Consider the following 14,109-nt stretch of genomic DNA (forward strand, 5'->3'; position numbering starts at 1 on the left):
ATGAAGACGCAGATCTCCCGAAACTCGCACAACCCCTCCAAGCGCTACTCGGGCGTCTACCAGCAGCAGGGGCGGATGCTCACCGACGCGGACTGGAATGAGCTGGTCGCCATCGTCAATGATCGGATCTCCAACGCGCTGTTCGACGTGGTGGGCAGCGGTGGGCCGGTGGGTCGGCGGTTGGAGATTGGCAACACCCTGCAGATCACCCCCGGGAGCGTGTACGCGGACGGGCTGACCGCCACGCTTCCCGGCTCGGCGCCCTTCACCTATGGCACCCAGCCGGATCTGCCGGCGGCGCCAGGCACGCCCACCGCCGGGGAGATGCTCTACGCGGACGTGTGGGAGCGCCCGGTGTTGTTCCTGGAGGATCCCGCGCTGCGGGATCCGGGACTGCACGGCGCGGACACGTGCACGCGCACGCAGGCGATGCTGCAGATCAAGCGCTGCCCCTCGGGCGGCAACCCGTTGGATTCGCAGCAGAACCCGGGGCGGGGCAATGCGCTGCTCACGCTGTCCCAGCGCGCGGCGGGCGTGGAAGCCGAGCCCCTGTCCTCCACGGGCCACTACCTCTTCCGGCTCGAGGTCCACGACGTGAAGGGGAGCGCCACGAACCCCACGGAGCTCACCCTGAAGTGGTCGAGCGAGAACGCGGCCGAGGTGTACGCGAACGACACCAACGTGCCCCAGGACTTCCAGGGCAGTGACTGGCTCTACGAGTTCTACAACGACGTGAGCGAGCGCCACCTGGGCGTCCACCTGGTGGCGGGGGCGGGCTTCCCGGTGCGGGGCTCGCTCGCACCCGGCTACCCGGTGTCTCCTCCGGCCAAGGAGACCTTCCCCTATGTCCGCCGATGGGATGGTTGGTGCGTGCTGTCCCGGAGTGGAGCCGGGGTCTGGTCCTTCGTCGAGGGAGGGCAGGATCGGGGCGCGCCGCTGTCCACGCTCACGGGGCCGGGCGTGCAGGGCCACGTGGAGATCTCCTCGGAGGGCCGGCTGCGCATCGCCCTGCAGGAGCTGGAGTTGGAGCTCCAGTTGAACAGCGGGACGAACACGAGCCGGCTCTTCGTGGCGGGTGATTACTGGCAGGCGCCCGTACGGGACGACGCCCCGGGAACGAAGCTGTTGGAGGGAGTCCCGCCCACCGGCATCCTCCACCGCTACGTGAAGCTCGGCGTGGTCCAGACCAATGCATTCGTGCCCGAGCGCACCCTGGGCTTTCCCTCGCTCACCCGGCTGATGTCCTCGGTCCTGAACGACGCGGGCGCCTCGTACGTGGGTGCCGAGTCCCACGCCGACGTGACGGGCGCGACGACGGTGCAGTCGCAGCTCGCCGCGCTCCTGCAGTTGCTCAACAAGGCCAATGACGCCACCCGGGGCTCCCAGCTCATCGGCAGCGCGGCCATCTCCTCGGGCTCGCCCCGGACCCTGAACGCGGGCACCGTGCGGGCGCAGCTCACCCAACTGCTCGGGCACCTGAACACCCACTTCACCGCCGGAGACCACGACGGCCGGTACTACACCGAGACGGAGGCGGACGCGCGCTTCGCTCCGGTTTCGCACCTGCACAACAACTACTCTCCCATCGGCCACGCCCACGACGAGCGCTACATGCGCGAGGTCATGATCGTGGACCAGGTGGTGCCCGCCAACAACACTTTCAGGTTCGGTACGCCCTTCACGGACAGGCCTCCCTTCGTGACCTTCGTGGTCGAGTCCACCGCGGCGATGGACCCCGAAAAGCGCTTCCTGGTCCAAGGCTCCTACTCGATAAGAGACCAGTTCAGGATCGACGTGGAGATCGTGCGGCGCAGCTACAATGATTCCTCGAACCCATACGGCTACGATGTGGAGATCTACAATCGATATGCCTCTCCACTCCGGGTCATCGTCACGGTCTATCGCGTGAATTGAAGGGCAACCCCTTTCCTTTCACACCGGAGCCAACCCCCTGGCGCGCGAGATGGCCATGTCCGTCAAGGCAGACGTCGAGGAGATCCTGGGACGCATCGACATCGGGGCCCTGCTCTCGCGCTACCTCGAACTGCGGCGCGAGGACGAGGGGTACCGGGGGAAGTGTCCCTTCCATGTGGATGAGGCCGCGAGCTTCCATGTCCTGCCACGAGCGCGCGTCTTCCGTTGTACGTCCTGCCTCGTGGAGGGCAATGCCCTCGTGTTCCTCCAGCGCTACCTGGGTCTGTCTTTCGATGACGCTGTGCGCCAGCTCGCGGGCGAGGCGGGTGTCTCGCTTCAGGCGTACGATCCGTTCGCCCGGGAGCGGAAGCAATGCCAGGAGGCGTGCGATCTGGCCGCCGAGCACTATCGTGCGTGCCTCGCGGACCCCGGCCAGGGAAAGCGGGCGCGGGCCTATCTGGAGGAGCGGGGAGTCCAACCCGAGCGGATCCAGGCCTTCGGACTCGGCTGGGCGCCGTCGGATGGAGACTCGCTGACCCGGGTGCTCGAGCGGGTGGGCTTGCGGGAAGCGGGCGTCAAGGTGGGTTTGCTGTCCCGCACGGGTCAAGCGCATGCCGATGCCTATCGGGGCCGGATCATGTTGCCGATCCATTCCCGGGAGGGGCGTACCTCCGCGTTCATGGGCCGGCTCGTCGAGGGGGAAGGGGTCAAGTACCTCATGCCCGAGGTCACCACGCTCACGTACGACGAGGGCAAGGCGCTCTATGGTCTGGAGCTGGCGAGGGCGAAGATTGGCCGGAGCGGGTGCGCGGTGCTGGTCGAGGGAAGCTTCGACTGCATCTGGATGCATCAGGCCGGGTTCGGCAACACCGTGGCGCTGTACCCCAACACGCTCACTCCCATGCGCATGAAGCTGCTCGAGGAGGCGGGAGCGCGGGAGTTGATCTTCTTGTTGGACGGAGATGTCGCGGGACGAAGGGCCGTCGAGTGGAACAGCGCCGCGGTGTTCACCCAGGGCATCGCGACACGGGTGGCCCTGCTGCCCGAGGGTCAGGATCCCGACACCCATGCCATGCGGGAAGGCACCGAGGGAGTGCGGCGATTGCTCGACTCGGCCCGGCCGCTCATGGAGCACGTGCTCGAGTCGCTCCAGGGGGCGGTCCGTGCGGCTTCCCTGGAGGATCCGAAAGTGCACAAGCGCGTGTACTGGATTGTCCGGAACGTTCCTCGAGGACCCGCCCGGACGACCTTCCTCGAGCGGCTGTCCGCCAGTATCGGCCTGACGTCCGACGAGCTGGAGAGCCGGTTGTTCACGAGGGCACGGGGATGAGCGGTTGCGGCTGATTGAATGGCGTCATTGCGCGGGGGCTCATTTGCTCAACAGAGAGAAAATCGAAGAGATATTGCAGCGGGCGGACATCGTCGCGGTGATCTCCCGCTACATCCAGCTCGAGCGGGACGGGACGAACTTCCGGGGAGCGTGTCCCTTCCATCCGGACGACGCGAAGTCCTTCGTGGTCTCGCCCGAGACGCGCAGCTTCCGGTGCTCGTCCTGTCAGATCAACGGGGACGCCATCCGCTTCATCCAGCGCTACCTGGGCCGCAACTACGAGGACGCGGCACGGGAGCTGGGCAAGAGCGCGGGCGTGACACTCCAGACGTTCGATCCGCTCTTCCGGGAGAAGAAGCAGTTGCAGAGCGCCATCGACTTCGCCACCTCGCACTACCAGGCGTGTCTGGTGGATCGCGCGAAGGGGACGAAGGCCCGGGAGTATTTGAAGGAGCGAGGCATCCGCGACGACATGGTCAAGGTCTTCGGGCTCGGTTGGGCTCCGGGGACGGGGAACGAGCTGGCCCAGGCGCTGGAGAAGGCGGGCCTGCTCGAGGCGGGCGTCAAGGCGCGGCTGATCCAGGCCGATCCGAAGGGCGGGTACGCCGACTTCTTCCATGGCCGGATCATGATTCCGGTCCGGACTCCCACGGGACGTACGCTCGCGTTCCTGGGGCGGCTCGTGGAGGGGGAGGGCAAGAAGTATCTCCGGCTGTTCGACTCCGCCATCTACCGCGAGGACCAGACGGTGCTGGGGTTGGATCTGGCCAAGGATGCCATTCGCGAGCAGCAATCCGCGGTGCTGGTCGAGGGTGGGTTCGACTGTATCTGGATGCATCAACTGGGCTTCAAGAACACGGTCTCCGTGTTTCCGAGCTCCGTGTCACCCGCCCGCATCTCGCGCCTCCAGGACGCGGGCGCGCGGGAGCTCATCCTCATGCTGGACGGAGACGAGCCCGGAAGGAGGGCGGTCGAGTGGAACAGTGGCTCGCTGCTCGTTCACGGCATTCCGACCCGGGTCGTCTCGCTGCCCCAGGGGGAGGATCCCGACACCTACGCCATGAAGAACGGCGCCGAGGGCATGAAGAAGCTGCTCGCGGGTGCGAAGCCCCTCATGGAGCACCTGCTCACGGAGACGTCCGCGATGAAGTCCGCCTCCCAGGAGGAGCGTGACAAGGGATTGGACCGGGTCCTGCGAATCGCGCGCTACCTTCCCATGGGGCCCGCCCGCGCGGAGGTCTTCTCCAAGGTCTCCGAGCGCATGGGACTCCAGGTCAAGGACATGGAGACCACGCTGCGCGAGCGGATGCGCACCCGGGCCACCGCGGCTCGGGCCGAGCGCGTGGTACGGCGTGCCCGGCTCGAGGAGAAGGCGAAGCAGGTGGAGAAGGCACCGACGACGGAGACGCCACCCACGGTGGAGAGGGCTCCGGTGTCGGAGAAGGCCGTCGTGACGAAGAAAGCGGAAGGGGAGGAGCCACAGCCGACACCGGCCCGGAAGACCACGGCCCGGAAGCGCCCATCGGGCGGCGGCTCCTGAGCCCGGGCGGGGCGGACTTTGGTGCCTTACTGTTTCGCCTGACGGAGCAGTTCCTCCACCATCCGATCGAAGCGCTCGGGGCCGAGCACCGTGTCGCGCATCCGGTTCACCAGGGTGCGCAGGAGTGCCTCGGCGCCGGGGATGCCCAGGCGCCGTGAGACGCTCAGGCCCGTGGCCAGTGTGCGGTAGGCCTCGGCGTAGTCCTTTGCCTCGAGCTGCAGCGAGTGGAGGAAGCTGATCATCCCCACATAGCCGGTGGCGCTTCCCCGCTGCGCGAAGGCGATGGCCGCGCGCAGGCAGTGGGCCGCCGCCTCGGTGAAGTCTCCGGCCGCGGCCCGGGCGCGCGCGGCACTCAGCCGCAGCAGCGGCTCCAGCGAGGGGCTCGAATGGGCCTCCGACAGGGACAGGGCCTCGTGGAAGGCCTTCTCCGCCCCGGAGATGTCCCCCAGCCCCAGGCGCAGGCTGCCGATGGCCAGATCCATCAACACCACCTCGCTCTGGATGCCGGCGGCCGCGACGAGCTCGTGCGCACGCTCGAACTGCTCCAACGCGGGGAGGGCCTCGGCCCGTGTCACCAGCGCGAGCGCCAGTCCCTGGTGCAACCGCACGCGTTCCTCCACCCACTCGGGAGGCACCTTCGCGAGCGCCTCGCGCAGGGCGCGTTCGGCGGAGGGGGCGCCTCGCTCCAGGGCGAGCTCGGCCTGGGCGATGGGCACGGAGGCGGCGATGCCCTCCTCTCCGAAGTTGAGCCGGGGGAGCAGGGGAGTGGCTTCGGCCAGGGCTCGCTCCGCCTCGTCGAAGGCATGCCGCCGCACGTGGACCCGCGCCCGGGTCGCCGCTTCCCAGAGCCGGACGAGCGGGGGCAGCTCGGGCCGCCGGGCCGCTTCCAGCACGCGCAGCGCGCCCTCCAGGTCGCCCCGGTGCATGCTCACCAGGGCCCGCCTCACCGCCAGCAGCCCCATCGTCTCCGCATGGAGGGTGCTCGCCAGGTCCGCGTCCTCCTGCTGGCCCAGTCCTCGCGCCCGCTCCACCTCCGCCCGGATCTCGCGATCCAGCCGCTCCGCCTCCTCCATCCAGCCATCCATGGGCGATGGCCAGCCATCGAAGACAGGGAAGAGGATGGCCGTGTCGACGAGGATCCGCAGGAACTGCTGGGGTTGTTTCTCGAGCTGGCGGCGCGACAGGGCGACGTCCAGGAGCAGCTCGTTGAGCTTCTCGGAGATCTCCTCGGCGCCCATGTGTCACCCCACTCCCATGGCCGCTGGGGCCGGCGTGTCCGTTCGCATCGATTGCAGATGGTACTGGCCGATGGTGCCGAGCGCCCGCGTCCGCTCGGACTCGACCTCGTGCGCGAGCTCCAGCACCCGGTCCAGGATCGACGAGAGCCGTGCCATGCCCTCGTCCATGGACAACCCCACACAGGCGCGGGTCTCGGTGAGGAGCGCGTCGAGGCGTGTGCTCCGTGCTCTCCGGCCCTCCTGGAAGGTGCCGAGCGCGAGCGCGGTGGCGGCCCGCTCCTCGGCGCGCGAGGCCGGAGCGCTGGCGTTTTCGCTCTCGCGGTCCACCGCGGCCAGCTCGGCGCTCGCGGTCTCGTCTCCCTGGCGCACGGCCGCGATCCACGCCTCCACGGGGAGCAGTTGGAGTTCGGCGATGCGGCCCTCGTCCGAGGAGGCGGGCACTCCGCTCGTCGCGGGCGGCGCGGCGGAGACGGGGGACGCCCCGTCCGGACTGGCATCGCCCTCGGTGCGCGCGAACTCGAAGTAGGGGCCATACCGCTCGCGGAACTCGCGCAGGTAGGCCACCGCGTCCCGCTCCTCGGTTTCCAGCTCCGTGGCCTGTTCCCGCAGGAGCGACAGCAACTGCTCGGCCTCGCTCCGTGTCTCGGTGGCTTCCTGCTCCCGCGCACGGGCCTGCTGCACGTTGCGCTGATTGGTCTGCTGGTTGCGCTCCGCTTCCGTCTCGCTCTGGGCGAGCGAGCCGTCCGTCTCCCGCAGCGAGCGTTGCCGGTCCTGGATGTCCGTGCCGCCCGCGTTGATCTGCGCCTCGATGTCGTCCAGTCCGAGCGCCTGGTCGATCATCCGCGCGATGAAGCGGGAGATGCCTTCCATGACCTCCCGCATCTTGCGCTGCACCAGACGGATCGCCGGCGCCACCAGCTCCGACCAGAGGGCACCCGCCGTGGCATCCCAGGCGCGCTCCAGCCAACCCCGGGTGTCCGGATCCTCGGGCCTGGCCTCGACGCTGACGGAGTTGCCCTGGGACTGGGTCCGCTGGCCCTCGTTCTGTCCCTTGCGCGACTCACCGCTGGCGCGCTCGCCCTGGGCACTCATCTGTTGCTGGGCGGTACCCGCCTGGGTCAGCCGCTGGTTCTGCGAGGTGATGTCCCGCCGCTCTCCGCCAATGGCTCGCTGGCGCGCGGCATCCTGGGTGGCGAGCCGCTCGGCGCCCACGGCGGCGGCCCGGCTGTCGCGCTGCGCGGTGGTCGAGGCCGTCACGAGTGTCCGTACCGCCTCGATGGCCGTGGCCACCTGTTCCCGGTCCTGGCGGATCTCCTGGAGTGAGCGGGGGCTGTGGAGAACGGGGCTGGGGGGCGGCTCCGGGAGCCGTTCCGGGGAGGACGGGGCGGAGGAGGCGGCCGCCGTGCTCTCTTCCACGGGAGCTGGCATGGCCTCGGCCGGCATCGTGCTCGTGGGAGGCACGATCACCGCCCGTCTCATCCGCTCGGAGAGGGACGAGAGGAACGCGCCGGACCGGCCCTGGCGGGAGCGGGCCGGCGGGGTGACGAGCGACGGCTCGGGGGAGGGGGAAGGCGCGAACTCCGGAGTGCTCGAGACGGGGCCCTCCGGGGATGATGCGGACCCTCCGGTCCCGGCCCCGCTCGTGGGGGGCCAGAGCCAGCGCGGCGCGGTGCGCCCGGTCTGACGGACGCCCTCGCCCAGCATCCGCGTGGTCGCCTCGCCCTCGCGCAGGGCGAACTCGCCGAAGATCTTCCGGGCCAGCTCGTTGGCCCAGTCCCAATCGTGGCCCACCACGAAGTGCGGATTGAAGAAGATCCGCTGGGCCTGGTTGTGCGGATTCACCCACAGGCCGGTTCCCTCGCGCTGGAGCTGGCGGATGAACTCGAGGTTGTTGGGGCCGGTGAAGTAGCTCGGGTCGGTGATGCCGGTGATTCCCCCGGAGCCCAGCAGCGTGGTCAGATCGCCCCGGCCATTGATGATGGGGACGCCGGGGTAGGCGGCATTGACGAAGGCGCGGTAGCCCGGCGAGCGCGTGTCGTTGACGGTCTGGATGAAGCGCGGATCCTCGCGCAGGTGGGGCGCGAGCTGTGCCGGAATGGTGTGGTGGGGCGTCTTGGGCAGGGTGGTCGCGCCGGCCAGGGCGGTCAGCTCGTCGGCGGTCCAGCGGCTGCGGATGGAGGGATCGGCGTTGATCAGATTGGCGAGATCCTGGGGCGACCTGCCGGGATTGGCGGCCTGGATCCGCCGGATGTTCGCCAGCTCCTGGGCACGCATCTGGGTGAGGAACGCCGTGTCCTCGCGGGGGAAGATGATGTTGCCGCTGGCCTCCTGCTCCAGGTTGAAGAACAGGGTGCGCCGCTCGCGCACGTTGAACTCCCGGGCCAGTTGCTGCTCCAGGGTCGCTATATCCGTGGTGCCCGCGGCGACGAGTTGCTGCAAGCGGGTCTGCATGGAGTTGAAGGTGGTGTCCGGCAGGCCTCCTCCGCGAGCCACGGCACGCACGCGCAACCGGGAGCCGCTCTGGGCCACGACGAACTGCTCGGTGCCGAAGCGGACGCCGAACTGTTGTTCCATCCGCTGGCCGATCTGCGCCATCGGCAGCCCCTGGGCCTGGAGCTCCTGGAGCGTCTCGCGCATGCGGCGGCCGAAGTCGAGGTGGTGGGCACGCACCGAGCCTTCGTGGAGCACGCGCGACAGGCCGATGTTGCGCTCGTAGGCGCTCAGCAGGCGGGGCTGATTGGCCAGGCGGGTGAGCAGACGCTGCTGCATGGCCTCGGTCCGGCGGTTGAGCGCCTGGACCCAGCCGCGGTTGCGCAGGTTCTCGGCGCCGCGGTGCAACGCCCCGGTGGTCACTTCGCCGATGCGGCCGAGGCGTCGGGCCGCGAGCTGGCGCGCCGAGCGGAGCGCTCCCGCCCCCGGGGCACGGGCCAGGGTCGTCCCCACCCGGGTCGTGAGCCGCCCGAGCTGTCTGCCCGCGGCCCGTCCGACGCGAGTACCCGCCAGCCTGCGGACCGCGCCGGGCGCGAACGCGGTCGCCACCGCCACCGTGCTCAACAGGGCCGCCGTCGCATCCTGGCGGACCAGCCCGAGCAATCGCCGCTTCTCCTCGGGGTCGGTGGCGTTCTTCAACCGGTAGTAGTTGTAGCCGGTGAGGAACGCGCTGAGCGCCAGGCCCACCACGTCGAGGATGATGGCGGCCACGTCGCAGAAGCGTCCCACCGTGAGCAGGAACGCACCCACTGGCGGGACGAGCAGGCTGAGGATGGCGCCGGAGACGGTGGCGGCCAGGCCGATCATTCCCACCACGCCCCCGAGGGCACTGGTGATGTCGCGGAGCTGCGCCACCACGCGCAGCCACGTCTCCTCGTGTTCGTAGCCGCGAGAGCCCCGGGTGAAGGCGTCGATCAGCGGTGAGATGCCGGTGAGGGTGCCCAACAGGCCGGGCTCGGGCTCGGCCACGGGCCGCTCGCCGAGGGCCTTCGCCGCCTCCAGCAGTTGGACGGTGTTGGCGCTGAAGGTGGCGGCGCGCTCGCCCGTGTCGTTCCCGTCGAGGTACGCCGCGATGTCCGCGTCGAGCAGGGACTCGAAGGTGGCGGAGGGGCCCGGAGTAGAGGGCACCGGGCCGGGCATGGGCGCGGGGGGCTCCGCGCTGGCGCCGGGCTGGAACTGCTCCGGGGGAACCTTTCCAGGGGAAGGCGGGAGACGGAGCTCTCCGTCCGGGCGGGTGTCCTCTCTCGGGGAGGGGACGGGGGCGGGCGTCGTCGGGCGAGGGGTGCCGTCCGGAGTCCCCAGCCGCTGGGTGTCCGGTGCGGCGTTGTCGGGTTGGAGGATTTCCCGGAGCAGCTCCCGTCCGGCCTGGGTGACGCGGGGCTCCACCCACGGAGAGGGCACCTGGGCGGAACTCGCGGGTGCGCGCTGCGACCTGGCGGTTTCAGATGCCTTCATGGCGGCGACCTCCGCACATCCGGGCTGTCCTTCCAGATTAACCCAAGTCCAGCGCCCGGGTGTGGGCGGCGTTCCAGATTCGCAACGCAGTGATGCGCGCTGGACCCCTAGCGCGCGGGGGGCGACCCCTGCATTGGATCTCCTGTCGGATACGAAGCACCGGAGGCAGGCACATGAGTGACGAGAGCGAGGATGGAGTGACGCGGCGCACGGCGCTGGTGGGGGGACTGGCTGGAGCGGCGGGGCTCGCCGCGCTGGCGGGCTCGGCCGAGCAGCGGGCGGGCTTCCCTGGCGAGCGCATGCCCGTCGTCTTCATTCCGCACGGCGGCGGTCCGTGGCCGTTCGTCGAGCTGGGCTTCAACGACAAGCCGGGGCTCACCGCCCTCGCGGACTACCTGCGATCGCTGCGGAGCGTGCCGAAGACGGCCCCCCGGGCGCTCCTGGTCATCTCCGCCCACTGGGAGGAGGCGGTGCCCACGGTGATGACCAGCGCCCGTCCGCCCATGCTCTACGACTACTACGGCTTTCCGCCCGCCTCGTATGAGATCACCTGGCCCGCGCCCGGCCACCCCCAACTGGCCGAGCGCGTCCGGGAGCTGCTCGGGGCGGCGGGCTTCCAGACGGCCACCGACTCGCACCGGGGCTATGACCACGGCACCTTCATTCCGCTCAAGCTGACCTACCCGGACGCGGACATGCCCACGGTCCAGTTGTCGCTCAAGCAAGGGCTGGATCCCGCGGAGCACCTGGCCATGGGGCGCGCGCTCGCGCCGCTGCGCGACGAGGGCGTGTTCATCATCGGCAGCGGCATGTCGTACCACAACCTGCGCGCGGGCTTCGGTCCGCGCACCCAGCCCATCGCCGAGGCGTTCGACGCGTGGCTGCGCGAGACGGCCACCCTGGAGCCCAAGGAGCGCGATGCTCGGCTGGCGCGCTGGGATCAGGCCCCCGCCAGCCGCCTGTCCCACCCCCGCGAGGAGCACCTGCTGCCCCTGATGGTCATCGCCGGAGCGGCGGGAGCGGACCACGGCACCATCGCCTACAACGGGACCTTCATGGGCACGCGGCTGTCGGCGATCCACTTCGCCTGAGTCAGTCGCTGCTGGCCATCAGCGGATTGGCCTCGATGAAGGCGATGAGGAAGTCGCGGAAGGCGGCGACCTTGCGCGGCACGTGCTCGGTGGGGGGGTGGACGAAGAAGAGGCTCCCGGCCTTGAGGGCCCACGTGGGGAGCACCCGGACGAGCAGTCCGGCCGTCACGTCCTGCCGCGCCAGGAAGGTGGGAATCAGTCCGAGCCCCAGGCCCTCGCGGATCGCCCGGTGCACGAACAGCAGATCATCGGTGACGAGGCGGGGCCTCGGGGGAGACACGAGCGGTGGGGGCAAGCGCTTCCACTGGGTGAAGGCCACCCAGTCGTGTGAGGCCACGTCCGCGAAGGAGCGAGGCACGCCTCGCCGCGCGAGGTAGGTGGGCGCCGCGTAGATGGCGCTCTCCAGGCCACTGAGCCTCCGGGCCACGAGCGTCGAGTCGGTGAGCTTCATGGCGACTCGTATGGCCGCGTCGAAGCCCTCGCCCACGAGGTCCACGGTGCGGTTGGTGGGACGGATGTCGAGCTGGATGCCCGGGTAGCGCGCGGAGAACTCCGCGGCCAGTTGGGCGAGGAAGGTGAGCCCCATGTCCATGGGCGAGGTGATGCGCAGCTCACCGGAGGGCTCCGCTTCCTGCTCGGGCAGTCCCCCGGTGATGTCGCGCAGGGTGGCGACGACGGGCCGCACCTTCTCGTAGAACGCGCTCCCCGCCGTGGTCAGCGCCACCTTGCGCGTGCTGCGGTGGAAGAGCTGCACGCCGAGCGACGCCTCGAGCGCCGCGACCCCCCGGCTCACCGAGGACTTCGGAATCCCCAGCTTCCGGGCCGCCGCGGACATGCTCCACGTCTCGGCGACCGCCACGAACAGCGGCAGGAGGTTCAGGTCGGGCGTTCCCATGACGTCACGCGGTTATGACAGCTCCCCGGTGGCGTCAATGTTCCATGGGTGGAACAGCGTGTGCCCGCGCGAGGTCTGGTGGCGCGTCCACTCGAGCGCTACTTCATGGCCATCCCGACGAGGCACAGGAGCCCACCATGAACGCCGCCGCGAATCCCGCCCCTTCCATGCTGTCTTCCGCTTCCTCGTCGCACGGCCTGCACCTGGGCCTGTGGGCGGTCCAGGGAGTGCTCGCGCTCGTCTTCATGGGCGTGGGGCTGGTGAAGCTCTTCACACCCTACGAGCTGTTGGCCTCCCAGGTCGCCTGGGTGGGCGCCGCCCCCGTCGCGCTGGTGCGTTTCATCGGCCTGTCGGAGGTGCTCGGCGCGCTCGGGCTCGTCCTGCCGGCCGCCACCCGCATCAAGCCCGTCCTCACGGGTCTGGCGGCGCTGGGCCTCACCCTGGTGATGGTGCTCGCCGTCGGCGTGCACGTCGTGCGCGGTGAGGGCTACGTGCTCGCCCTTCCGCTCCTGCTCGGCGTGCTCGCCGCCTTCGTCGCCTGGGGCCGTCTGACGCAGGTCACCCTCGACGCGCGTCACGAGGCATTCATCGCGCGGAAGATCGCGTAGAGGATCGCGGACAGGGCAATCGAGACGAGGATGGAGCCCACACAACCGAGCTTGCTGGAGAAGAAGAAGAACATGCGGAGAAGGTGTGCGGCCCGTGGGCGGGAAGCAGGCTCCGCGAGCACCTGGAGCGCGTGAAGTGTACGGCGATCGACAGCCAGGCGAGGAGAGTCCTACTCCAGCAGGAGGCCCGCCGGCAGCCCGTGGGGGTTGAGCAGTCCGGAGGGATCCCGGGACGCGCGCCATGTCCGCAGGAGGGAGAGATCTTCCGCGTAGAGCCCCCGGAGGGTGGCCACGTCGAGGAGGCTCCCCCCACGCAGGGAGGGACGGCCACCGGCGCGCACGCACCACTCGAGGCAGGCCTGGTGGAGCGCCTCGGCCGCCTGGAGTCCGGACCCGTCCCCCACGTCCACGCCGTGGTAGAGGCCCAAGGCATACAGGCGCTCCGCGCGTGGGGTGGGCGGCCTCATGTCGAAGGGCCCACGCGTCCGGCCCGGAGGGTGGGCCAGCCCCAGCAGGGAGACGGCCTCCATCCCGGACATCCACCCGGGCCATCCCTCGAGGAAGCGCGCGAAGCCACGCAGCCCCTCCAGATCGAGGCAGTAGTCGCACCACACCCGGCGGCGCCAGGGATGGCGCTGGCGCGTGTCGTCCTCGTCGCTCCAGGTGAGGAGTTGAGGGGGCGCATCGAGCTCCGTCCGCTCCCGCGTCATGCGCGCGAGGGGATCGGGTGGGGAGGCCCGCGCGGCGCTGGTCTCGTCGGGGAAGTCCCGTCCGAAGACGGACCAGAACCGGCCCTCCTTCCAGAAGCCGAGGAAGTGCTCGGGGGTGGACTCCCGCCACGTCTCGGTCCACGCCACGGCCTCCACCAGGTCGCTCAGGCCGCCGTGGGGGTTGAGCTGCAGGCGAGTCAGTGGCCGCAAGGGCAGGGTGTCGAGCACCACGCGCTCGATGACACCCACCTGTCCACAGCCCGCCAGCGCGAGGCGGAAGAGATCCGGGTCCTCCCCGGGGCCACACCAGAGGGCGGTGCCATCCGCGAGCACGAGCCGCAGCCGCTCGACGTGATCCACCTGCGTGCCCTGGTGGAGCGAGCGCGAGCCGAAGCCTCCCTCCGACAGTGTTCCGCCCACGGTGGTGCCGGGCGCGGACGTGAGCACGGGCAGCGTCCTGCTCGCGGCGTTGAGCGCCTCCTCCACCTGGGCCCATCGCGTGCGGGCGGAGACCTCCACGCGGCCCTCGTCGAGCAGGCGCACCTCGCCCCCCTCCGCGCGGTTGTCGAGGATGATGCCTTCCTCGTCCAGGGTCTGGCCTCGGGTGCTGTGGCCGGAGCCGCGCACGGTGATGCGAACCCCATGGGCGCGGGCCACCCGCAGGGTGTGCACCACGTCCGCCTCGCACCGCGCCCGCACCACCACCCGGGGGACCCGGCGCACGAGTCCCCCGAAGTCATGGGCATACAGCTCGAGTTCTTCCGGGGTGGCGCGCAGGGGACCGCTGAGTCCACCGCGCAGATCATCCAACAGGGACAGGGCAGGGGGACTCATGGAG

9 protein-coding genes are annotated in these 14,109 nt (G+C 70.0%); 5 read left to right on the forward strand and 4 right to left on the reverse strand.

What is annotated here, in order from left to right:
• Genes CYFUS_RS22675 through dnaG (CYFUS_RS22685) form a run of 3 tightly spaced genes read left to right on the forward strand, consistent with a single transcriptional unit; the run spans position 1 to position 4,784 of the window.
• Positions 1–1,914 (forward strand): DUF6519 domain-containing protein, encoded by a 1,914-nt coding sequence (locus CYFUS_RS22675; protein WP_095987128.1) that lies wholly within the window; start codon positions 1–3, stop codon positions 1,912–1,914.
• 55 nt (positions 1,915–1,969) lie between these two features.
• Positions 1,970–3,244 (forward strand): DNA primase, encoded by a 1,275-nt coding sequence (gene dnaG, locus CYFUS_RS22680; RefSeq protein WP_157758599.1) that lies wholly within the window; start codon positions 1,970–1,972, stop codon positions 3,242–3,244.
• 43 nt (positions 3,245–3,287) lie between these two features.
• The gene (dnaG, locus tag CYFUS_RS22685; RefSeq protein WP_157758600.1) at positions 3,288–4,784 is read left to right on the forward strand and encodes a DNA primase; all 1,497 of its coding nucleotides are present in this window, start codon (positions 3,288–3,290) and stop codon (positions 4,782–4,784) included.
• A gap of 26 nt (positions 4,785–4,810) precedes the next feature.
• Here dnaG (CYFUS_RS22685) and CYFUS_RS22690 read toward each other — a convergent pair whose 3' ends face one another.
• Together CYFUS_RS22690 and CYFUS_RS22695 are read right to left on the reverse strand one after the other, a co-directional pair.
• Positions 4,811–6,022: a hypothetical protein gene (locus CYFUS_RS22690; RefSeq protein ID WP_095987131.1), complete on the reverse strand. Its 1,212-nt coding sequence runs from the start codon at positions 6,020–6,022 to the stop codon at positions 4,811–4,813.
• Between the two features lie 3 nt (positions 6,023–6,025).
• Entirely contained in the window at positions 6,026–9,967 is a 3,942-nt protein-coding gene (locus CYFUS_RS22695) for a hypothetical protein (RefSeq protein ID WP_157758601.1), read from the reverse strand.
• A gap of 173 nt (positions 9,968–10,140) precedes the next feature.
• Here CYFUS_RS22695 and CYFUS_RS22700 point away from each other — a divergent pair, with 173 nt between their 5' ends.
• Entirely contained in the window at positions 10,141–11,058 is a 918-nt protein-coding gene (locus CYFUS_RS22700; protein ID WP_095987133.1) for a DODA-type extradiol aromatic ring-opening family dioxygenase, read from the forward strand.
• A 1-nt stretch (position 11,059) separates the two neighbouring features.
• Here the strand turns inward: CYFUS_RS22700 and CYFUS_RS22705 are convergent, their stop codons facing one another.
• Positions 11,060–11,953: a LysR family transcriptional regulator gene (locus CYFUS_RS22705; protein ID WP_095987134.1), complete on the reverse strand. Its 894-nt coding sequence runs from the start codon at positions 11,951–11,953 to the stop codon at positions 11,060–11,062.
• A 137-nt stretch (positions 11,954–12,090) separates the two neighbouring features.
• Between CYFUS_RS22705 and CYFUS_RS22710 the strand changes: the two genes are divergently transcribed.
• Complete coding sequence (locus tag CYFUS_RS22710; RefSeq protein WP_198316705.1) at positions 12,091–12,561, forward strand: DoxX family protein; 471 nt, start codon at positions 12,091–12,093, stop codon at positions 12,559–12,561.
• Positions 12,562–12,731: 170 nt separating this feature from the next.
• Here the strand turns inward: CYFUS_RS22710 and CYFUS_RS22715 are convergent, their stop codons facing one another.
• On the reverse strand, positions 12,732–14,105 hold the full coding sequence (locus CYFUS_RS22715) for an FAD-binding oxidoreductase (RefSeq protein WP_095987135.1): 1,374 nt from the start codon (positions 14,103–14,105) through the stop codon (positions 12,732–12,734).
• Between the last annotated feature and the right edge of the window lie 4 nt (positions 14,106–14,109).

It is taken from the genome of Cystobacter fuscus, from assembly GCF_002305875.1.
Taxonomy (GTDB): domain Bacteria; phylum Myxococcota; class Myxococcia; order Myxococcales; family Myxococcaceae; genus Cystobacter; species Cystobacter fuscus_A.